Genomic DNA, 22,253 nt, shown 5'->3' with positions numbered 1-22,253 from the left:
CGAATCGAAACGAACGGTTGCTTCGATTCCTGTTGCCCCGGCCATTTCGATTCCCGCTGGCCATCGCACAAGCCACTCAATGCCCTCCGGTTTTATTGTAATTTTATGTAATCAGAAATTTTTTAGAGTTACGTGAGTTCGTTGAGTGGTTCTTTGGGTTGGAATTGCGCGAATCGAAACGAACGGTTGCTTCGATTCCTGTTGCCCCGGCCATTTCGATTCCCGCTGGCCATCGCACAAGCCACTCAATGCCCTTCGGTTTTATTGTAATTTTATGTAATCAGAGCTTTTTTCGAGGTACGTGAGTTCGTTGAGTGGCTTTTTGGGGTGGAGTTGCGCGAATCGAAACGAACGGTTGCTTCGATTCCTGTTGCCCCGGCCATTTCGATTCCTGCTGGCTTACCCACTTGCCACTCAATGCCCTCCGGTTTTACCGGAATTCATTTTAATTGGTGATTTTTCGAGTTACGTGAGTTCGTTGAGTAGATCTTTGGGTTGGAATTGCGCGAATCGAAACGAACGGTTGCTTCGATTCATCACTTTAGCAAACTCCCTGAATCCATGATGTTTTATTATGTGTGTTGCAAATAATAAATGACCAGGCCAATGATCGATATTACACTCCCGATACTTGCCGCATTGTGTATTCTTATGATTATGCCCTCACCGGTATTGCGATTGCTGATAATTGCACCCGTTATAATGGCGGCAGTGAGAAGTACGGCAGTTACAATGCTTAAAGTTGTCATGGCTGCAGGTAATGTTGCCTGTTTGCTTAATTTTAGATAAGCCAAAACAAAAAGTACAATTCCACCTACGGCGCTGAGTTTATGCAGTGTTGACGGGAGAATTTTGTAGGGTGCTCCCTGCTTCCCCAGCCAAAAACCTATTAAAATCGATAGAATAAGTAATCCGGCACCAATGAGAAAATATGTTTCGTGAATCTTCATCTGTCTTTTTCTGTTTTTTTAATGCTCAAAATGAATGTCTTAATGTTTTATATTCCGTTTTAAGTCCCATCAGGCTTGCCGTGCTAAAATACACATTAATGCCGGAATGTAATAAAAATTTCTCTCTATCTGGGTTTTGAATGATTGGTTTATGCCTGAAATTTTGGTAAAATCATAACTTTGTAGTGCGATTTGCATTTTTGTCAAACTAAAATAACACTACCATGCAAGATGAAACCCTTCAACAAGTAAAAGCTAAAGCCCGGCAATGGCTTTCAATGGATATTGATGATGAGACCAGAAAGGAAATTGAAGCCATGCTCAAGGCCGAAAATGATGAGTTAATTGATGCATTTTACAAGGATCTGGAGTTTGGAACCGGAGGTTTGCGTGGTGTAATGGGTGCCGGATCGAACCGTATGAATATTTATACCGTAGGTATGGCTACCCAGGGGCTGGCAAATTATCTGAAAAAGACTTTTAAAAATCAGCAAATTAGTGTGGCTATAGCACACGATTGCCGCAACAATGGCGAACTGTTTGCGCAAACCACTGCCGATATTTTCTCGGCCAATGACATTAAAGTTTATTTGTTTGATGCATTACGACCAACACCGGAGCTTTCGTTTGCGATACGCGAATTAGGTTGTCAGAGTGGTGTGGTTGTAACAGCCTCACATAATCCTAAAGAGTATAACGGTTATAAAGTTTATTGGGAAGATGGCGCCCAAATTATTGATCCGCACGACAAAAACATTATTAATGAGGTGGCGTCCATTTCTGATATTAGCGAAATTAAGTTCGACAAAAACGCAGAGCTGATCGAAACCATCGGCGATGAAATCGATAAAAAATATATCGATAAACTGAAAACCCTCTCATTATCACCAGAAGTGATCGAGCGTAATAAAAACATGAAGATTGTTTTTACACCTATTCATGGTACTGCCGTGAAGTTGGTTCCCATGGCGCTTAAAGCTTATGGTTTTGAGAATGTAATAAACATTCCTGAACAGGATGTAACAGATGGGAACTTCCCAACCGTGAAATCGCCCAATCCCGAAGAACCTGCAGCACTGGAAATGGCACTCAATAAGGCAAAAGAATTAGATGCCGAGCTGGTAATGGCTACCGATCCCGATGCCGACCGGGTGGGTATTGCGGTGAAAAACCTGAATGACAAATTTGAGCTGCTTAACGGAAACCAGGCCGCTGTTTTACTTATCAATTATCTTTTACATAAATGGAAAGAAAATAATAAGTTAGATGGTAAGCAGTATATTGTAAAGACCATTGTAACAACCGAATTGCTACCAAAAATTGCGGCACATTATGGCGTGAAGTGTCACAATGTACTTACAGGCTTCAAATATATTGCCGATATTATTGGACAGAAAGAAGGTGAAGAAACCTTTATTGGCGGGGGAGAAGAGAGTTACGGATACCTGGCCGGGGAATTTGTGCGCGATAAAGATGCTGTGATGTCGTGTGCACTTATTGCCGAAGCTGTGGCCTGGGCCAACGATCAGGGTAAGTCGGCGTTTGAAATGTTGCTCGATATTTATATGGAGTACGGTTTGTATTATGAAAACCTCATTTCGATCGTTAAAAAAGGCAAGGCCGGCGCCGATGAAATTAAAGCCATGATGGAAAACCTTCGCGAAAATCCACCTAAAAAAATTCACCGCAAAGAAGTGACTGCTGTAATCGATTACATGAAAGATGAATACCGCGATTTAACAGCCGGTGTCACAAAAAATATTGGTCTGCCTAAAAGCAACGTGCTGCAATTCTTCCTGGAAGACGGCAGCAAAATCAGTGCGCGTCCTTCAGGTACTGAGCCCAAAATAAAGTTCTATTTTGGCGTAACCGGCGAGCTGAAGTCGCACCGGGAGTATGACGAAGGCATTGAAGAACTGAAAGAAAAGATCGAACGGATAAAAGCGGATATTTTGTAAGTTTGACTTGACACCAGCACCTGCTTTCGGGGCGCAATGATTATTTGTGCCCCGGTTTTTTTTCTGAAGTTTTTTTCTGTCTGGGGTTGAATTTCAATATAACCCCCACCATTGGCAATGGCAAAACATAAAGCCATTGTTTTTTTCGATCCCAAAATGCGCCTACCCAAATGTCATACCATGCGAATATGAATCTAACTTTCATAAAAATATTGTTTGTCGTTTGGTGACTATTTAAACATAGGCTTGCTATGTTTTTTGATGAATAAAATTGATAGTACTTTTTCAGTAAAGTTAAATTATTTACTTCTCAACCAAAAAACTTTAGAATGTGGGTTTCTGAAAAGGTTTCAAAACGTCCTTGTCCGGAATGGCATTTCTGAATTAACTTTTCAGACAGTCGCTTTTCTGGTTGTTTTTTGTTATATTTATCAATCAAAATATAAACAGCTATTACCATGCCTACGAAAATATTTCTGTTGCTTGTATTAGCAAGTTCTGGTCTGTATGCTCAAAATATTGAGCTAAGCTCCGGAATTTTGCGCAATAGTTTTTACGACAGAGAAGATCAAAATACGCCACATTATGCTTCGGAATATACGCCACAGGAAGGTGTTGATATTGTTTTAGGTATTGATAATGTACGTTTCGATTGGTACTCTATGCGGTTTACATTAGGTTACTTAGAATATGGTGGCGACTTTAAGATTGAAGAAGGTGGTTTAGGAGGCTCTATAACTAAAGCTGGTGCCATTGAGAAGTCTGCGCTGGCCCTGGGTATTTATTTTCTTAATTTGAAGTTTTTTAACCGGATCGATTTTAATCTCGGGACACATTATTCTTTTCTGCTAAACCAGTCCGACAATGTTACGTCCAGCGGATGGCGGCTTATTGGGCCAGGAGAAGTTGAAACCTGGGAGAATGAAGAGGTTGAGCTAGAAAGTAAGCAAATGGTTTGGGGGTTTTCGGCTCGCCTGGCTTACGATTTTTATTTGAACGATTATATTGCCATTTCGCCACAAGTCAGAGGATATTTAGGAGCTAAAAGAGAGTTTGAAACAGTTAATTTCAATTCAAAGCAGTATTCAGTTTCCCTCGGAATTCAAATCAACTTGAATGGAACCGGTAAAGGAGAGCCACGTACTTTTTCTTTTTAACTTGAATGTGTTTCGCAACCAATTCGTTCTTGCGTTAAGTTGAATCTTATGTATTTTAATAATTATAGTAATTCTTTATCCAATACAAACTTTTACGATAAAATATCCATTCCGAATGGAGCTTTACACAGTGCATCATCCATTGCAAATGGATATTTTGTAGTTTCTATCTACATTTCAAATGGAGATTCCGAAAATCTTAATCCATCCCATAACAATCATAAAAAAATTGGACCATGTTTAAATGTTCATTATACCTGGCGGTTTGGTATTTGATGATGATGGGAATGGGGGCGTTCAGGTATACTTTTACCGGAAAACCTTTTGCCAGCTTGTTTTTAATAATGGCGTTGTTTTGATCTGCATCTAACATTAATTGAGCAAGTTTCATGGCATGGTTTACCCTGATGCAACCACTGCTGAATGTGCGAAAATCTTTCCGGAAGAGGTATTTTGATGGCGTATCGTGCAGGTAGACATTATACGGGTTGTCGAACATAAATTTGACCTTACCCAGGGCATTCCACCGACTGGTATTTTGGTAAATTTTATAGGGGAAATCATCTTTTGTGCACGCTGTAAAATCTATTTCATGGTGGTCTACAATTTCACCATTGCGTGTAACAAACATGTTGCGCTTATCCAGGTACAAGCTGTCGTTTTTCATTCGGGGGAGCATGTGTTTTACTGCAATTCTGTGTGGCACTGTCCAGCACGGATTAAATACCAAATAGTCTATTTGGGAGGTTAAAAGCGGTGTTTGGTTTTTGTATTTACCCACAATCACATCGAATATTTGCACGAGGGTGTCGTGGTCGAAAAAACGTAGCTTGTATTCGGGAATGTTGATTTCTATGCGCCTTGGCGGCAGTGAATCAGTTTGCTGGTTTATTTTTTCGCGATAACTTTCAAGGGTTTGAATGTATTTTGAAATGGGCCAGCTTAAGAAACGAAAAGTGTTCCGGCCCGGCAGACCATCGGCGTTGATGTTGTGCATTTGCTGAAACCTTATGGTGGCAGCTTCCATGGCACTGTCGAAATGAATTGTAAGGCTATCCTGTTTCAATAAACCCAGTAACTTTAATTTCCTTTTAATGGGGATGATAGCAATACCTGAATCGCCCTTTCGCAATAATTTTCCCGGATATTTCAGGTTGATTTCCTTTTCGTTTTCCAGTTGGCTAAAAAACGATATTTCTTCATCGAGCTTTTTTAATTGCAGTTGTTTGTAAGTAAGTCTGGGCGTAGGTTTCGGAGGTGCAGTGTCTTTAGCCAATGTATCTTTGGGTTCGCGAAGTTCAATGGAAATGGTGTCATTTTGCATCGTATCAACAACCGCTGTTTCCTGTTGATCAACAATAGGTTGCTGTGATGTTTTGCACTGAAGCAGCACCACGGTAAGGAATAGTATGGAGATTATAAATCGCACTATATTTTGAAATTGTTATTCGCTAAGATATTTATGAGCCGGTATAAATTCAATGGTTTTGTTTTTTATCGCAATTTTATCTGATTGATTGTATGTAATTATTGTACCATAATCCTTTTGGAAATATTCCATAGCTTCAAGCAGTCCGTTTATTTCGCGTTTTTGATTGATGTCATTTACTTCCCAACAAACCTGTACCAACTCTTCGGCTTTTCCGTTTTTGATGGTCACAAAATCGCATTCTCCTTTTTCTTTGAAGTAATAAATCTGCTCATATTTGCGCCTGAGGTGTAGGTAAACAATGTTTTCCAGGCGGCGTCCATTTTCATCGGAAAATACAATGCTGTTCTGGGAAAAGAGACCGATATCGATGGTGTACACTTTTTTTGGATTTCGTGCCTGGGTTTTTAATGAATAGCTAAACATTGGCACGAGTTGTATAAGATATGCCTGCTCCATGTGGGAGATGTACTCCAGTGTAGTGCTATTCGATTTCAGCTCGAATGATTCTGTCAGCTTTTTGCCTGAGAAGGGTTTGCCAATATTGGAAATTAAATAAACAGCAAGTTGACGTAGCCTTGTTATGTCTCTGATATTATATCGAACGGCCACGTCTCGCTGTAAAATGTCAGTTAGCAGTTGATTCAAAAGTTGATTTTCTTTCCGCTTAATAACTTCGGGAAACCCGCCCTTAGTAAGGTATTCATCAATTGTTTTTTTGTAGTTGTCGGTGTTCAGGAACGCATTGAATTCTTTAAAAGAAAATGGAAATAATTCTATGCTGATATGCCTGCCGGTTAATTTTGTGCCTAATTCGCGACTTAGCAATGATGCATTTGAGCCGGTTATGATGATTCTATATTGTTCTTCCAGTTTTTGTCTGACAAAAAGCTCCCAGTTTTTAACGACTTGTATTTCATCAAAAAACAGTGTTTTTACTTTCTTTTTATCAATGATTTTGCTTAATCGTGAAAAATCATCAATATCAAAACCAGACAGCCTTACATCTTCAAAGTTCAAATAAATAGCATGCTTATAAGTTTGGCTGAAGAGTTGCCTCAGCAACGTGCTTTTGCCGCAACGCCTGATTCCGGAAACTATGAGTACGTGGTTTTCAAAATTTGGAATATGGCGTAGTATTTCCCGCTCAAGACCAATTTCTTTTGTCCTGAATAAAGATTGTTGGTCTTCAACTACCTCTGCGATTTGATTTTGTAACAGCATTTTATTTTAGTTTATTACAAATGTACGATAATATTCGATACTAACAAACAATATCGTTCATTAGTAACGAATAATTTTAATCTCTGAAAGACCTGTAGCGAATTGCTTAATCCTGGTTTTTACGGATCAATTGTTTTAGAGTAGTTCATGGCTATCCGAAGTTTTACTTATGCATAAGTTACTCCGCCATTTATGGCGCTGGTTGAAACTCATTACTTTTTAGGGCTTTAGCCAGGAATCTTTTTGCAATCTATTCTTTTATTCACAGATTTTATTTTGCCTGGTTTGCATCAAAAAGGAGTAAATCTATTAATATAAAGATGTTGTTTAAAGTGGTCTTAACGTAAATCAATTGGATAGTAGCCGTGTTTGTTTTAAATTTATGATTTCAAATCGAAAAAACGAAAATTCTATGAAATCATACCGTAAAGAACTTTGGTTTAATACCTCGAAAAGAAGAGAAATGATCCACATTACGCCTGATATCCAGGAGTGTGTGCGCGAAAGTGGTGTAAAAGAAGGTTTTGTGCTGGTTAACGCTATGCACATTACAGCCAGTGTATTCATCAACGACAATGAGCCCGGGCTGCATGCCGATTACGAGCGCTGGCTTGAGAAGCTTGCTCCGGAAAAACCTTACGACCAGTATGATCATAATGGCGCAGAAGACAATGCCGATGCGCATCTCAAGCGAACTGTTATGGGACGTGAGGTAGTAGTAGCCATTACTGAAGGGAAACTGGATTTTGGACCCTGGGAAGCCATTTTTTATGGAGAATTTGATGGTATGCGACGCAAGCGCATTTTGGTGAAAATTATAGGGGAATAGTTTTGCTGTGTATTTAAAAGAAAAAAGATATTTGCCCGGGTTTTCTTTTTATTTTTGTGAAGTTATTGGGTCATATCTTTATTAACCAATTGGCTGGCTGGATAAAAAATATATACCCGCTTTGTGCAAGAGGTTTGGTGTGATGCTGTTTTTAGTCCCTACTTGCCTATAGCCATATGTTTATGGGCAACAAAAGAATTGCTGGCAGGAACTGCTATATTAAAATTACTATGTCAAATGAAGTTAAAAATGTTTCATTGGCTTTATTCTTTTTTAAGCGTTTTCTGGTATAAATTATACCTCAAGTATTGAGATTTTGTAGGAACTATTAATGGCGTGATAAACAGCCTCTTTAAACTGGTAGAAGAGAAGTTAGATTTTAGTTCTTAGTTTATGACTAGTAGTTGGTTGCTTTCCGTCTGAGGAGGAATTATTCTTTTATTAAAGATCAATGAAATGAAAAGAACATTGAAGATTAAAATTTTTGCAAGTTTTATGTTGCTGACATTGATGTTAGCAATTGCAGGTACAATTTCTATTGTTTCTTTTAGATGGCTTAGCAATTCAGTTCATGGGCTGATTCAGGATAATTACAAATCGATTGAAGCCTCCAAAAAAATGATAGAGGCCTTGGAAAGAGAAGATAGTGGAGTTTTGATGCTTATTCTAGGAGAGTGGAATGAAGGCAGAAAGATTCTGAAATCCGCCGATAGTCTGTTTTTATCAGCTTTTGAAACTGCAAAAAACAATTTGACTGAGCATAACGAAGCACGGTATATTAAACAGATTCAAATGGCATATGCAATATATAAGTCGAGTTGGGAACGTCCTGTTGTTGGTACTGAAAAGCAAGGGAATGTTTCGTGGTACAAAAATGATATTCATAAAAAGTTTTCAGATACTAAACGCAGGGTCAATGAATTAATGTCACTTAATCAGTCAAGCATGTTTGAACAAGCATCGAAACTTAAGGAAAAATCAAAACGAGCTATTATGCCCGGTATTGTTTCGATTATTGCTGCATTAATATTTTCAGTCGTTCTTAATTTTTTTATTACCAGATATTTTGTCAATCCTATATCGGATATAGCAGAAGCTGTAGATAATTGTCGAGGTGGTGATTTAAAATTACAAAGTAACATTACTTCAAATGACGAAATTAAAAAGCTGGAAACAGCTATCAATGATTTGTTAAAACGATTGGCTGTTAATCCCAATAACCTGAAAAAATGAATTGAGCCATGACAAAAATTTTGAAACTGACGTACATGGTTACAACGGAGTTACAAGGACGACCTGGACTATATTTAATTTATCATGGCGAGGTGCATCCCAATTTATTGTCAGGTCAGGTACCACCCATTAAAGCCAAAACTATAAGCAGATGAAAACGGAAATTATTATTAAGCATTTGGGGTTTGTGTTGTTGCTAAATGGTTTTTTTCTTTTTATTTCTTTTTTGATTTCATTTTTTCTACATGAATCTTCAACAATATCCTTTTTGTTCAGTGCCTTAATTTGCGGAGTTTTCGGGATATTCCCTTTGCTTTTTGTAGAACGAACAGACCATATAAATTTTAACGAGGGGTTAGTAATTGTTGTTTTTGGTTGGTTAATAACTTGTGTTGTGGGTATGTTGCCTTATTTAATGTGGGGAGGCGAGTTTAGTTTGATTAATGCCTGGTTCGAGAGTGTTTCTGGTTTTACAACAACAGGGTCAACTATAATTAACGATATAGAAAGTTTACCAAAGGGTATATTATTTTGGCGCTCATCTACTCATTGGATAGGAGGTATTGGAATCATATTATTTGTATTGCTCATATTACCTCAATCGAAAGGACAGAGAATTACAATTTATAATTCCGAGATATCCAGTATATCGAAAATGAATTTTCGTTTTAAAGCCCGAAGAATAGCACAAATTCTTGCGATTGTTTATATAAGTTTAACGCTTTTTGAAACTATAGGATTAATGCTGTTTGGAATGAGTTTTTTTGACGCTATTAATCACTCATTTGCTACTATTGCAACGGGGGGGTTTTCAACGAAAAATTTGAGTATTGCAGCTTTCAATAGTGTTGGTATTGAGGCAATTGTGATAGTATTCATGATATTAAGCGGTATCCATTTTGGTTTGATTTTTGGGACGATTATGCTCAAAAAAGAAAACCTCTTTCGTTCCTCTCTTGTTAAAACTTTCTTACTTGTACTTATTATTGGTATTTCTTTAGTCACCCTAAAGCTTTATATGTCCGGGAACTACGACTTTTGGACTTCTTTAAGATATGCATCTTTTCAGGTAGTCTCTTTGGGTACAACAACAGGCTTTGCAACTGAAGATACTGCTCATTGGCCAATATTTACTCAAATAGTATTAATTTATTTTACAATCCAGTGCGCAATGTCGGGATCTACTTCTGGTGGGTTAAAATTCGACCGGGTTTATATGTTTTTTAAATTAGTTGGAAAGCAAATTAAGTTGCTAAAACATCCAAATGGAATTTTTATTTCAAAATTTGACGGGAAAAAAATAGATGAGAAATTAGAGCAGCAAACATTAGTGTTTATTGTGTTGTATATTGCTGTATTTTTTATAACCACAATTATTTTGACAGCCCTGGATATAGATGGAATGACGGCTTTTTCAGCCTCGATTGCTACCATTGGGAATGTTGGCCCGGGTTTTGGTGACGTTAGTTCTTTGGGTAATTTTTCCGAAATTCCTGCCATGGGCAAGTTAGTTTTAACAATTAATATGCTATTGGGCCGTCTCGAAATATTCAATATCCTGGCACTGATAATGATAAAGAAATAGTTTATTTCTGATTCCTCGGAAAATCAGGCATTTCGGGCAAAAAAGACCGCTGAAAAATATAATAGCCCTGAACTTATATTTTTCAGAAGATCTTTTTAATGAAAATGTTTATGCTGGTTATAAGTGGTCAATTTTTAAATCTACCTCATAGCCACTAATCGAAACATTTTTTGAAGGCTTATCATCTTTGCCTCGCTGGTATTTGTAGGTAAGTTTTGAGTCGTTTTCTTTATGGATGATATTTGAAAAATCCGATTGTTTGAGATCGAAGTTGTAGTATTGAATATCTCCCTGAAATATATAATTTGCTTCTTCTTCTATACCCAGTTTTATAACCATATATTTCCCGCTGGTTTCAATTGACTGGAATGATTTTTTGACACGATCAATCAATAAGTCATCTTCAAAGGAGGAGATTAGTTTTACGGATTTTTTGAGTGTGCCAATTTCAAATTCACAGTATTTGCCATTTTTTGAGCTCAGTTGATCGATTTTATTAATCGTAAAATCGTTTTCATACCCATCTTTCATCTCCAGTACCTGGATTTGTTCTATTCGTGAGTCAATATACTTGCCGTTGAGTTGCACTTTCTCTGCATGGTCAATGTTTAGATGTCCTTCATAGAGTTCAGCTGTAATGTTTTTACAATTTCCCAGGTCTATTTCACAATATTTGGTATTGATGCTACCCCCGGTGAATTCATTGATTTTTAGTGAACCCTCGTATGCCGTGATAGTTATAGATTGCGTTTTATTTAGTCGCAGGTTTGAATATTTTGATTCTACCTCAAGATTGCCAAGTTTATCTGATTGAAATTTGCATTCAAATAGCTCGAGCTTTGTATTTCCGGATTCCGGAATATGGAAGTTTGAATATTTTCCATCAATTTCAAGGGTTCCGGTTATTGCGGGTACTGAATATTCCATGTCGTATCCGTTTATGGTTACGTTGCCGTTAACGGATTGTTTCTGCTTTAGCGAGTTAAATTTTGCGTCAATATTCAGGTCCATATCTTGAGGTAAGTAAATTTCTACTTTTGTGAACTTGAATTCGTCAATAGATATTTTTTTATCATTTCCCAGATGCATGTATATTTTGCCCCATAGTGGTCCAAGGGAGAATTGCGAGTAATGCTCATAAAACCGGGTTGAGAGTTTTACTTTTTTTCCATCTTTTTCAATGAGGTTCTGCTTCATTGCTTTCTCAAGCATTTGAGCTTCATTATCATCTAAACCTTTGGCTATATAGGCTATCTCGATGCGTATCTTATTGTTTTTGGAGGGATATATAATTGCATCATGTTCAAAAAGTTCTATTTCGACCATTGGCCTGAAGTCAAGTGATAACTCCGCCTGAATGGTTTTCTCTTTTGGTGTTTTTGCTTTGTATTCTGGCTCGGGTATTTCAGATGAAATGGTAGCTGCATTAATCTGGAAAGACAAACCTGTGATTAAGGCAAGGGATAGTGCCCATGTAATCAGGGTTTTAAAGCTCAATATTTTCGTTTCTTTTTTCATGTCTAATTTGTTTGTGGCGTTCGTAAATGAGTTTTTCAATAATACGTAAGCGCTTTTCGTAGGTCTGGAGCAGTATCATTACTGCACGGTCGTTATCCGGATTGTTTTTTAGGTCTTTTAACCCCTGCTGATAAAGGGTGTCGAGCTCTTTAAGCTCATTTGTAAGTACGGTTTGCATAGGAGAGGAGTGAGTAGGCATGCTCTTAAACTGACTCCACTTTTGATTTATTTGATGTTGGTAACTTTTTTCTTTTTGTGCCAGCTCAGCGTTAATTTGCGACAGGCTTTCTATGTGTTGCTGCATTACAATCTCATGGCGAAGCAGTATGCCGGTTACCATTAAAATTACGACTGAGGCTGCCACCCATTGAGTAATTCTTATGCGTCTAAGCTTTCTCTTTGCCTGAATGTTAGTTATCCCTGCCCAAATTTGCGCCTTATCAGGCTGTTTGCTATCGAGCTTATTTTTGTTTTTATTTATGTAGTCTTCAATGTTCATTGTGTTCAGGTTTTAAGATTGAAGAAGCCCTTTCAGTTTTTCAACAAGTAATTTTTTCGATCTGTGATACTGTACTTTGCAGTTGCTTTCAGATTGGTTTAGCATCTCTGCTATCTCTTTAAATTTATATTCTTCAATGGCTTTGAGTGTGAAAACTACTCTTGCTCCGTCGGGTAATGTTTCTATTGCACCCATCACTTCCTGTATCGGCACCTTTTCATCAATTGAAAGATCATCTTCTTCCGGATGGTAATTTTCCTTTTCTGTATTCAGCGGCTCAAAATACGTTTTTCTTTTTCTGAGGTCGCTTAGGCATTGATTTACAACAATTTGTTTCAGCCATGCTCCCGGTGTGGAATTTCCTTTAAAAGAACCTATTTTTCGAAATGCTTTTGCAAAAGCTTCCTGGAGCGCGTCTTCAGCATCAGGCTTGTTGCCCGTAATTCTATAGGCGATATTAAACATGGCATTTACGTATTGGTCGTAAAGTTGATACTGTGCCAGTGAATTGCCTTTTTTACACTGTTTTATTAGTTGCTCCTGCGATGTGAGTTTTTGCTCCAATTTTTTAATCAATTTGTCCTAAAGACGAAGGTAGCTGAAAAAGGTTAAAAAAATAGATAATGTTTTTATCAAATATTTTTTGTAAAAGGGGTTGTTTTTTATTGGTCCTAAGGTAAGTTCTTGGAAATTAGTTTACAAGAGGGGTGTTTGATGGTTTACTTAACCAAAATATAACCCGTGCTTTAAAACACGGGTCATGTTTTTTAGTATTGGTGATTACCAGATAATGGAGAATTTTGGAGGTTCTATTTTTTCTTCTGCGACAAAACGCCTGCCGGGTCCACTAATGTAGTAAATAGGGAAGATATGCTTTTGTCGGTTATGGACGATAAGCTTTTGTCGGTTGCCGATGAGGTTAAACTGAGAACCGGCACATCGGACTCATTGATAATATGATGTGCGAAAGCTCCAATGTAATTGTCGTATGTGTACCCTTCCTGATGTGTCATAATTAGTATCATTTCTGCATTAACCTTGGTAGCATATTCTAATACTCGTTTATATGGAAGTGTTTCTGTGCGCTTGAATAATGCGGTGGTACATTTTACATTGTTTTCTGTAATTGTACGTTCGGCATCTTTCATTTTTTTGTATATGCGGCTTTGTTTCGCATCTATCCCTCCAATCAAGGCTGATACGAGATGTATCTCAGCATGATAGTTCAGGCCATAAACGATTGCACTGAATAGTTTTTTGCCTGTGCTTTTCGTGAGATCCAGGGGGACAACAATTTTTTTGCCGATTTCTGTCCGGTCGCCTTTTAAAGTTAAAACAGGTGCTGAGGACTGTAACGTGATTTGATAGACGCTTGTGCCCAGATTTTGTTCCTGGTTTTTACCTTGATGGTTTTCACCCAAAACAACCATACGGGGCTCGATTTCATTTATTATTTCAAGAATTTTTTTATAGGCTTTTCCTCGCTCAACCCTCGTGGATATTTCCAGCCCAGGATTTTCTTTTTTTATGTCACTTGCTATCTTGTCAAGTTTATCCTTTATCTGGTTTACCAATTTAACAATTTGATCGCTGGATGCAAAAAAATCGGCTAATATGCCGGGCGTCTCCAGCACATTCACAATAGTGATACGACTATTGTTTTCTTTCGCGAATTTTGTAGCAAATTTCAATGCATTTAAAGATGCTTTTTCGAAGTCAATTGGTACTAAAATATCTTTTGAGTCTTTTTTCATCTGTTTATTTTTAATTTTCAATGGTCAGATGGAACCGCATGATGAAAATAATCATTGCTCGTGTGTGTTTAATAATTATTTTAATCATGCTTGTTTCATCTGTTTATAATTTTTAGCTTTCTGAAAATGAAGAAACTAAAATTTCTACATTTTCGTTTCATAATATATGTTTTAATATAATACATTTTGTAAAATATAACACTAATTTATTCAAAAAGTTAAAGCAATTTAAGCAAATTTAGTGGAATATATTTTTACTGTATTTCTTAAGGTTTCGACGGAATGATTATTTTTGTATCTAAATTATTTCACAATGCGATATCTAAGAAACTTTGGCATTTTTGCAGCAGCCTGGATCGTAGCTATGCTGATTTTTACCATTGCTTACGGAGTGAAGAATGCTTCGCTGGCAGTGTTATATTTTAGTGTGCCAGCTCTCGTGCTTGGAGTTGTTGGGGCTCTGATGACAGCAGGAGAAAAGTTATATAAAGCTGACCGTCGAATTAGTTGGATATGGATAATATTCTTGCTTGGCTTCGATCAGGCAATTAAGATATATCTTTTTGGGCTTGATTGGCAAAATATAAGTATACCGATTATTGATCCGGTTTTTTATTTTGATCCGTCACATAACACTGCCGGTAGCTATTTATGGGTTTTGCTTGGTTTAGAAAATGTACAAACGCTGCCTCATGTGATATTTGTCTTTGTATTGGCGTTCCTTCTGTTTGAATATTGGCGTTTTTATACCACTCAGCGCCCAATTAGCTTTTGGAACAAGGGATTTGTTCACCTTTTTCTAATAGGGGCATTGGCCAATATGATTGACAATATTTTCCATGGTGGGTCACTCGATTATATCACCATACGGCCCTTTTATACTTTCGACCTGAAAGATATGTTTATTACCATGGCTGAGCTTTTTGTGCTTGTTGAGGTTATTGACCAGAAACTTTACAAAACTTCAAAAGAAATTAAAGGATTCGGCTGGCAGTTCATTAAAGCTGATGTTAAAAGTTGGTTCAGTAAATCCAAATAGTCTTATGCTTTGTCCGTTGTGCGAAAGTCCGGATATCAGGTTTTTTGCTGAGGATAAAAACAAGCGCTATCGTCACTGTAGACTATGTGACCTGGTTTTTGCAGAGCCCGTATTTTGGCCTGATAGTTCTGAGGAACAAGCACGATATAATGCCCATGAAAATACAATAGAGGATGAGGGATATGTGAATTTTCTGAGTCGAATTATTGAGCCAATGCTGTCTTGCATAAATAAAGATGCTTTGGGGTTAGATTTTGGCAGTGGCCCCAATCCGGTTTTGGCCAAACTTTTTAAGGAAAGAGGATTTAAAATGCAAATTTATGATCCTTTTTTTGCGCCAAACCAAAAGGTTTTGAAGCAGCAATATGATTTTATTACAGCCACAGAAGTGGTGGAGCATATGCATCAACCGGGTAAGGATTTTGAACGCCTGTTTTCCATCCTCAAAGAAGATGGTGTGTTAGCCATAATGACGAAACTTCGCACCAACGATATTGAATTTACAACCTGGCATTACAAAAATGATCTTACCCATGTGTGTTTTTACTCCCCTGAAACAATGCAATGGATTGCAAAACAGTTTAAGCGGCATGTGCAAATAATACTTCCAGATTTGGTGTATTTTACCTGATTACCCGGTTTTTTTTGGTGAGTTTTCATTTTTTCGGAAGAGCGCCATTCACGGTATTAAGGCAAAGAAATAGCCGCATATTTTTGCTAAATTTGTTTTACGATAAGCAACACCCGAAGATTAAAAATTATTTGCTTAATCCCTTAATAACTTACTTCCAAAATCCTTTATCTTGCAATGCGATAAATATCATTTTTTTTGCGGGAAAAATATTGCATATTTACTTATAATACCAATAAGTATAAGTATGTTGGAAAAGAAAGAAATTATAATCTGTTTGGGGAGTTCTTGTTTTGCCAGAGGCAATAAGAGAACACTTCAGGTCATTCAGAAATTCATAAAAGATCATAAATTGGACGATTATGTTTTTTTTCATGGGGGCCATTGCTTTGGTCATTGTGAAAAAGCGCCCATCCTCAAAATTGATAAGCGTATTTACGAAAATGTTGACTATTTGAATGTAATTGATATTTTGAGTGATGAATTTGATGGTTATTATTAGAAAGAATAACGGATGAACCGAGCCATGATAAAAATTTTTAACACACACCGCGTGCCGCCTAAAGCTTCAGCGTTTCACCTGCGGCAAGCCTTCGGCGACCGAAGGGTGGCGCACTCGCATGATTATAATGAAGCTAAAAACACTATGTGGTGGGCATTTGATTCATCATGGTGAGCTCCCCCGCCTTCTGCGGGGCAGGGTATCCGACCATTGAAATCAAAATTATAAACGGATGAAATTAATATTATGCAAATAGTTAAGACAATAAAAGATAAATGCAAGCTTTGCTATGCGTGTATAAAAGTATGCCCGGCTGATGCTATAAAAATTACTGATGGACATGCCAAAATATTACCGGATAGGTGCATCGCTTGCGGGAGTTGTGTGCGTGTTTGCTCATACGATGCTATTGAATATCTTGATGGTAAGAAAACCGTTCGGGGATTACTCAAATCCGACGAAGAAGTAATAGCGACCTGTGCGCCAAGTGTCTCAGGAGAATTTAGCGATATCTCCAATTATCGCAGTTTTGTGGGCATGATAAAGGCATTAGGCTTTTCCAGAGTATGCGAAGTATCATTTGGTTCGGACCTTATCGGTATGGAGTACCGCAAATTATTCGATAATTTTAAAGGTAAGTATTTCATCACAGCCAACTGTCCGGCAGTGGTTAATTATGTGGAAAAGTATCATCCCGACCTGAATGATAATATGGCCCCGTTGGTTTCGCCCATGGTTGCTACAACCAAAGTAGTCAGGGAGAAATATGGCCAGGATGTGCGTATTGTATATATTGGTCCATGCATAGCTGCAAAAGATGAGGCTATGCGGTTCGAAGGTGATAGCCGCATTGATGCAGTGCTTACTTTCGAAGAGATTAGGCAAATGTTTAAGGAGGCGGGCATTAACGAAACCAATGTAGAATATGCCGATTTCGATCCCCCGATTGGAGGAAAAGGTTCTCTTTTCCCAATTAGCCGTGGTATGTTTCAGGCTGTTGATATTAACGAAGATCTACTTACCGGTCGTTTGATTTCGACCAATGGCAGTGAAAATGTTATAGATGCACTGAATGAATTTGAACAATTTACGACTTTAAAGCAACATCTTGATTTATTCCACTGCGATGGCAGTTGTATTATGGGCCCTGGTACATCCATAGGGGGGCAAAAATTTCTAAGACGATCGTTGGTAATTAACTACACAAAAAAGCGGTTGAAAAATTGGGATAAAGGAGAATGGGAGAAAAATGTAAAGAATTACGAAAAACTCAATTATTCGAGAGAATTTATAAATCGGGATATGCGCACCGATCCACCTCCAGAGGAACAAATTCAGGAAGTGCTAAAAAAGTTGGGCAAAGATGGTTCTGAGAGTCAGGCAGGTTGTGGAGCATGTGGCTATAACTCGTGTCGTGAGTTTGCCATTGCCGTTTGTAATGGTCTGGCTCGAATGGACATGTGCCATACTTACGCCATTGAAAACAAAAAGGATTATATTAAAAAATTGAAATTGACCAATGAAAAGTTAGCTAATACAAAAAATGCCCTGAAAGAATCGGAGGTTACAGCACAAAAGGAAAAAGAAAAGTTGCAAGAATTGTCCACCACCACAAATGAGATGTTCAACAAACTTAAGGCCGGTATAATTATCGTAGATAATCAGCAGAAGATTGTGCTTTCTAACGATTCCTTTATCAAGTTGCTTGGCGATGATGTAAGAGAAATCAGCGAAGTAGTGCCAGGGTTGGTGGGAGCAGGTCTTGAAAATTTAGTACCGCCATCGGTTAAGAACTTTTTTAATTATGTGCTGGAGAATAATAAAAGTGTTGAGAATAAAGACATTTATTTGAATGATAAATTGCTTAATGTTTCAGTTTTCCCAATAAAAAAGCACCACATTGCCGGCGCAGTATTTAGGGATATGTACGTGCCGGAAGTACAAAGAGAAGAGGTTATTAGCCGCGTTTCGGAAGTAATAGACCGGAATTTGAGCATGGTACAGAAAATCGGGTTTCTGTTAGGAGAAGGTGCTTCTGAAACAGAACGCATGCTCAATTCTATTATTGAATCATATCAAAAAGACAAAAGGCGATAGTTTATGAGTGCATTTTATACGGAAGTAAATTGTCAGCAGCGTAACCACGAAGGAGAGCGCATTTGTGGTGATGTGTTTATATCGAAACGCCTTCGTGAGGAGCGCCGTACTATTGCTGTTTTGTCTGATGGAATGGGGCATGGGGTAAAGGCTAATATGCTTGCTACTTTGACTGCAACCATGGCAGTTAACTTTACCAGGGAACATAAAGATTATCAGACAACTGCTGAGATAATTATGAATACGCTGCCTGTGTGTAGTGTGCGCAAAATTAGTTATTCCACATTCACAATTATCGATGTTGATGATTCCGGTGAAGTTAGCATCCTGGAATATGATAATCCGCACTGTATAATTATGAGGGGCACAAGGTTTTATGATCCAGGATGGGAAAATATTGTAATGGAAAGTGAGCAAAATAAAGGTAAAGAACTCAGAGCAGTAAAGTTTCGCCCCAAAAAAGAAGATCGTATAATCTTTTGGTCAGACGGTATTATTCAATCCGGCCTCGGTTCACATAAATATCCTTTTGGATGGGGCATAGAGGACACTACCGATTTTGTGGTGCGAACAGTACAGAAAACACCATATATTTCAGCCCGGAAACTGGCTCAGAAGGTGCTAAATATGGCTGTAATGAACGATAATTATGAGTCAAAAGATGATACAAGTTGTGCCGCGATATATTTTAGAGAACCGCGAAAACTGCTTATCTCTACCGGGCCACCTTTTGAGAAAAACCGCGACATAGAACTCGCCATGAGTGTTCATCAATTCGAAGGTAAAAAAATAGTTTGTGGTGCTACTACTGCCGAAATCATTGCCAGAGAATTGGGTCGTGAGATTGTCGACGAATTTGAATTTCATGATCCTGATTTACCTCCTGTTAGTTCTATGCAGGGAGTGGATTTAATCACCGAGGGTATTCTTACCTTAAGCAAAGCCTATAATATACTCAATGAGTATAAGAATAGTACAAAATTGGGCAAAGGGCCGGCAGACCGTATTGTGAAAATGTTACTCGAGTCTGATGAGATTAATATAATTATTGGAACAAAGATAAATATTGCACACCAGGACCCCACCTTGCCCGTAGAACTTGAGATTCGCCGTACAGTTGTAAAACGTATAGCTCGTGTTTTAGAAGAAAAATTTCTAAAAGAAGTCGCTTTACAGTATATTTAAGACCTGAAAAAACACAACTATGAATGAAAATCAAATTCGCCTGATGGGCGTGCTTATTAAGGAACGCCAAAACGTAGCTACACAAGTACAGGAAATTCTTACCGAATACGGATGCAGCATTAAAACACGTTTAGGTATGCATGAGGCAACCGACGATAAATGTGCTCCGCACGGATTAATTATTCTTGAGCTTACCGGGGAAGCCGATGAAATGTTGAAACTTGAGGAAGACCTAAATGCTTTGTCCGGCGTTGAAGCAAAGAACATTACATTTGATTTGTAAGATTTCATTTTTTTAGCAAACAATTTATTTGCGGTGATGGTTATATAGATTCATTTTTAACTAGTGACTATGGTTATAGATAAAACAAAAGATACTGTCAGGGATATAATGAATCCTTTTTATCGATTCTTTAAAATTGAATCCTCAGGTGGAATTATGCTTATAGCGGCAACTGTAATTGCTTTGGTATGGGCAAATACTCCTTTGCGAAATATTTATTTTGAGATTTTAGAATATCCACTTGCAATTGGGGCAGGAGATTTTTTACTGGAGAAATCCTTACATCATTGGATTAACGATGGGCTGATGGCGTTGTTCTTCTTCCTGGTTGGATTGGAAATTAAAAGGGAGCTTATGGCTGGTGAATTGTCATCTCCTTCAAAAGCTGCACTGCCCATTGGAGCAGCAATAGGAGGAATGGTTGTGCCGGCTTTCATATTTTTCCTTTTGCAAGGCGGAACGCCAGCCGCCGATGGCTGGGGTATTCCAATGGCTACAGATATTGCCTTCTCAATAGGTATTTTGACCTTGATTGGAAAGCGGGTTCCTTTAGCGCTTAAGGTGTTTCTTGTGGCATTTGCAATTGTAGATGATATTGGAGCTGTAATGGTTATAGCATTATTCTACAGTCAGGATATCTTGTGGGACATGGCGCTGTTGAGTATGGGATTTTACCTATTGTTGCTCATATCTAACCTTTTCAATGTACGATCGGTTATTTGGTATGTGCTTATTGGACATATAATTTGGTTTTTATTCCTGAAATCAGGTATTCATCCCACGCTTGCCGGAGTGCTGGTAGCCTTTTCCATACCTGTAAACCGTAAATTAAAATTCGATGATTTTGTCAATGAGAGCAAAGCTCAGATAGACCGGTTTTGTCGTACTGCGTGCACAGAAAAAATGACTTTGAGTAATGTGCAGCTGGAAGTCATTGATAATATGGAGAATTCTATATCCAGAGTGCAGAGTCCTTTGCAGTCGCTTGAGCATTTATTACACCCGTTCGTTACATATGTAGTGATGCCTGTTTTTGCTTTTGCCAATGCTGGTATTGTGCTTACGGCAGGCGAAGTGAGTGTTTTTTCGGGTGTTTCACTTTCAATAATTATTGCGCTTATAGCTGGCAAGGTGCTCGGTATTACTGGTTTTACCTGGTTAATGGTAAGGTTTAAAATTGGCAATTTGCCTTCAAGAGTAAATATGAAAATGATTTTTGGAACCGCTATGCTTGGAGCTGTTGGTTTTACTATGTCTCTATTTATAAGCAACCTGGCTTATTCGGATCTGGCGTTGCTCAATAATGCCAAGATAGGTATACTTGCGGGATCGTTTGTTGCAGGTATATCAGGATATTTATTGCTTAAAAGTTTCACAAAAAATATTGAGAAGTAGCTTTTGAATGTACGAAATATTAAATTTCCCTCAGGCTGATATAAAAATTCGCCAGCACGGTGATGTCCACGAAATATTTGATGTGGTGCGTAAGTGCTGGCTCTCATATACTCCGGAAGAATGGGTCAGACAGAATACGCTGCATTTTCTAATTAATCAACAAGGTGTGCCGGCTGCGCTTATTGCTGTGGAAATGCCTATTAGATTCAATAGGATGGAGCGAAGGTGCGATATTGTTGTTTATGCCAAATCGGGTAAGCCTGCAATAGTAGTTGAATGTAAGGCCCCCGACGTGAAACTTACACAAAAAACAGTAGATCAGGCCGGCCGGTACAATACAACTTTAAAAGCACCGTACCTGATGATTACCAACGGTATAAAACACTATGCTTTTTATATTGATTTTGAGCATGAAACTACATCAGCTCTGAGTTCAATACCTCATTATGCTTCGCTATTGATGCATTGAAGAGTGTATTCGTCTATCCAACCATTTAATGTACGCAACCATGCTTTTTTTATTCCGCACACTTCAAATCCGAGTTTTTTGAAAAGGCCAAGGCTTTTTTCGTTATCGGCTCCAATGTTGCAATACAATTGCTTCAGATGGAGGTAATCAAAAACATAGTTTTTTACGAGTTTAATGGACTTTGTAGCATAGCCCTTACCCCGATCTTCCATGTCGTTTATTAGTATACCTACGCCTGCCCGTTGATGAAAAGGGTCGTAATCAAATAAGTCAATGGCTCCAACGGGTTTGTTGCTTATTTTGTCTATTATCATCAGACGTAGTTGCCGGTTTTCGAAAATATCTTGCGAGGCTGATTCTGCATATTTACGAATGGTATGATGAGAAAATGGCACCAGGGTGTTGGAAACCGGCCAATTATCTGTGTTATTTTCCCATTCATATATTATGTCAGCATCGCCCGGTTCAACCGCACGCAATAATATTTTTTCGTTTTCGAGTAATTTCTGTTCCATC

At 38.1% G+C, this 22,253-nt stretch carries 22 protein-coding genes; 14 read left to right on the top strand and 8 right to left on the bottom strand.

What is annotated here, in order from left to right; genetic code table 11:
• Positions 1–572 precede the first annotated feature (572 nt).
• Complete coding sequence (locus ACTB0Y_RS08560) at positions 573–950, bottom strand: hypothetical protein (RefSeq protein ID WP_463206400.1); 378 nt, start codon at positions 948–950, stop codon at positions 573–575.
• 224 nt (positions 951–1,174) lie between these two features.
• Between ACTB0Y_RS08560 and ACTB0Y_RS08555 the strand changes: the two genes are divergently transcribed.
• Positions 1,175–2,908 (top strand): phospho-sugar mutase, encoded by a 1,734-nt coding sequence (locus tag ACTB0Y_RS08555; RefSeq protein ID WP_463206399.1) that lies wholly within the window; start codon positions 1,175–1,177, stop codon positions 2,906–2,908.
• A 458-nt stretch (positions 2,909–3,366) separates the two neighbouring features.
• The gene (locus ACTB0Y_RS08550) at positions 3,367–4,065 is read left to right on the top strand and encodes a hypothetical protein (RefSeq protein ID WP_463206398.1); all 699 of its coding nucleotides are present in this window, start codon (positions 3,367–3,369) and stop codon (positions 4,063–4,065) included.
• Positions 4,066–4,264: 199 nt separating this feature from the next.
• Here ACTB0Y_RS08550 and ACTB0Y_RS08545 read toward each other — a convergent pair whose 3' ends face one another.
• Complete coding sequence (locus ACTB0Y_RS08545; RefSeq protein ID WP_463206397.1) at positions 4,265–5,494, bottom strand: L,D-transpeptidase family protein; 1,230 nt, start codon at positions 5,492–5,494, stop codon at positions 4,265–4,267.
• 15 nt (positions 5,495–5,509) lie between these two features.
• Complete coding sequence (locus ACTB0Y_RS08540) at positions 5,510–6,718, bottom strand: ATP-binding protein (protein ID WP_463206395.1); 1,209 nt, start codon at positions 6,716–6,718, stop codon at positions 5,510–5,512.
• A gap of 412 nt (positions 6,719–7,130) precedes the next feature.
• Between ACTB0Y_RS08540 and ACTB0Y_RS08535 the strand changes: the two genes are divergently transcribed.
• The 4 genes from ACTB0Y_RS08535 (at position 7,131) to ACTB0Y_RS08520 (ending at position 10,365) form a co-directional block, all read left to right on the top strand.
• Positions 7,131–7,547, top strand: a complete 417-nt coding sequence (locus ACTB0Y_RS08535; protein ID WP_057952387.1) for a secondary thiamine-phosphate synthase enzyme YjbQ — start codon at positions 7,131–7,133, stop codon at positions 7,545–7,547.
• A 456-nt stretch (positions 7,548–8,003) separates the two neighbouring features.
• Positions 8,004–8,780 (top strand): HAMP domain-containing protein, encoded by a 777-nt coding sequence (locus ACTB0Y_RS08530; RefSeq protein WP_463206394.1) that lies wholly within the window; start codon positions 8,004–8,006, stop codon positions 8,778–8,780.
• A gap of 8 nt (positions 8,781–8,788) precedes the next feature.
• Entirely contained in the window at positions 8,789–8,935 is a 147-nt protein-coding gene (locus ACTB0Y_RS08525; protein ID WP_463206393.1) for a hypothetical protein, read from the top strand.
• Positions 8,932–10,365: a TrkH family potassium uptake protein gene (locus ACTB0Y_RS08520; protein WP_463206392.1), complete on the top strand. Its 1,434-nt coding sequence runs from the start codon at positions 8,932–8,934 to the stop codon at positions 10,363–10,365. The genes ACTB0Y_RS08525 and ACTB0Y_RS08520 overlap by 4 nt, the downstream gene beginning before the upstream one ends.
• Positions 10,366–10,482: 117 nt before the next feature.
• On the opposite strand, the gene ACTB0Y_RS08515 is transcribed toward ACTB0Y_RS08520, so the two are convergent.
• The 4 genes from ACTB0Y_RS08515 to ACTB0Y_RS08500 form a co-directional block, all read right to left on the bottom strand.
• Positions 10,483–11,883, bottom strand: coding sequence for a hypothetical protein (locus ACTB0Y_RS08515; protein ID WP_463206391.1), 1,401 nt, complete (start codon positions 11,881–11,883; stop codon positions 10,483–10,485).
• Positions 11,852–12,382 carry a hypothetical protein gene (locus ACTB0Y_RS08510; RefSeq protein WP_463206390.1) on the bottom strand — a complete coding sequence of 177 codons (531 nt, stop codon included), beginning with the start codon at positions 12,380–12,382 and terminating at the stop codon, positions 11,852–11,854. Before ACTB0Y_RS08510 ends, ACTB0Y_RS08515 begins: the two co-directional genes overlap by 32 nt.
• 12 nt (positions 12,383–12,394) lie before the next feature.
• The gene (locus ACTB0Y_RS08505) at positions 12,395–12,946 is read right to left on the bottom strand and encodes an RNA polymerase sigma factor (RefSeq protein ID WP_463206389.1); all 552 of its coding nucleotides are present in this window, start codon (positions 12,944–12,946) and stop codon (positions 12,395–12,397) included.
• Between the two features lie 245 nt (positions 12,947–13,191).
• Positions 13,192–14,136 (bottom strand): universal stress protein, encoded by a 945-nt coding sequence (locus tag ACTB0Y_RS08500; protein ID WP_463206388.1) that lies wholly within the window; start codon positions 14,134–14,136, stop codon positions 13,192–13,194.
• Between the two features lie 313 nt (positions 14,137–14,449).
• On the opposite strand from ACTB0Y_RS08500, the gene ACTB0Y_RS08495 reads away from it, so the two are divergent.
• The 8 genes from ACTB0Y_RS08495 (at position 14,450) to ACTB0Y_RS08460 (ending at position 21,737) form a co-directional block, all read left to right on the top strand.
• Positions 14,450–15,175, top strand: a complete 726-nt coding sequence (locus ACTB0Y_RS08495; RefSeq protein WP_463206387.1) for a signal peptidase II — start codon at positions 14,450–14,452, stop codon at positions 15,173–15,175.
• 4 nt (positions 15,176–15,179) lie between these two features.
• Positions 15,180–15,806, top strand: coding sequence for a class I SAM-dependent methyltransferase (locus tag ACTB0Y_RS08490; protein ID WP_463206386.1), 627 nt, complete (start codon positions 15,180–15,182; stop codon positions 15,804–15,806).
• A gap of 247 nt (positions 15,807–16,053) precedes the next feature.
• Positions 16,054–16,308: an NAD(P)H-dependent oxidoreductase subunit E gene (locus ACTB0Y_RS08485; protein WP_463206385.1), complete on the top strand. Its 255-nt coding sequence runs from the start codon at positions 16,054–16,056 to the stop codon at positions 16,306–16,308.
• Positions 16,309–16,554: 246 nt separating this feature from the next.
• Positions 16,555–18,405, top strand: coding sequence for a [Fe-Fe] hydrogenase large subunit C-terminal domain-containing protein (locus ACTB0Y_RS08480; protein WP_463206384.1), 1,851 nt, complete (start codon positions 16,555–16,557; stop codon positions 18,403–18,405).
• A gap of 3 nt (positions 18,406–18,408) precedes the next feature.
• Positions 18,409–19,590 carry a SpoIIE family protein phosphatase gene (locus ACTB0Y_RS08475; protein ID WP_463206383.1) on the top strand — a complete coding sequence of 394 codons (1,182 nt, stop codon included), beginning with the start codon at positions 18,409–18,411 and terminating at the stop codon, positions 19,588–19,590.
• A gap of 19 nt (positions 19,591–19,609) precedes the next feature.
• Positions 19,610–19,873 carry a CPF_0552 family protein gene (locus ACTB0Y_RS08470; RefSeq protein WP_463206382.1) on the top strand — a complete coding sequence of 88 codons (264 nt, stop codon included), beginning with the start codon at positions 19,610–19,612 and terminating at the stop codon, positions 19,871–19,873.
• A gap of 69 nt (positions 19,874–19,942) precedes the next feature.
• Positions 19,943–21,268 (top strand): Na+/H+ antiporter NhaA, encoded by a 1,326-nt coding sequence (nhaA, locus tag ACTB0Y_RS08465; RefSeq protein ID WP_463206381.1) that lies wholly within the window; start codon positions 19,943–19,945, stop codon positions 21,266–21,268.
• A gap of 7 nt (positions 21,269–21,275) precedes the next feature.
• Positions 21,276–21,737 (top strand): type I restriction enzyme HsdR N-terminal domain-containing protein, encoded by a 462-nt coding sequence (locus ACTB0Y_RS08460; RefSeq protein ID WP_463206380.1) that lies wholly within the window; start codon positions 21,276–21,278, stop codon positions 21,735–21,737.
• Here ACTB0Y_RS08460 and ACTB0Y_RS08455 read toward each other — a convergent pair.
• A complete protein-coding gene (locus ACTB0Y_RS08455; protein WP_463206379.1) occupies positions 21,713–22,252 on the bottom strand; it encodes a GNAT family N-acetyltransferase in 540 nt (179 codons plus the stop codon). The two genes, ACTB0Y_RS08460 and ACTB0Y_RS08455, sit on opposite strands and share 25 nt — an antisense overlap.
• Position 22,253: the final 1 nt, after the last annotated feature.

It is taken from the genome of Salinivirga sp. (genome assembly GCF_055145285.1).
This window is presented reverse-complemented; position numbering and strand designations above follow the sequence as displayed.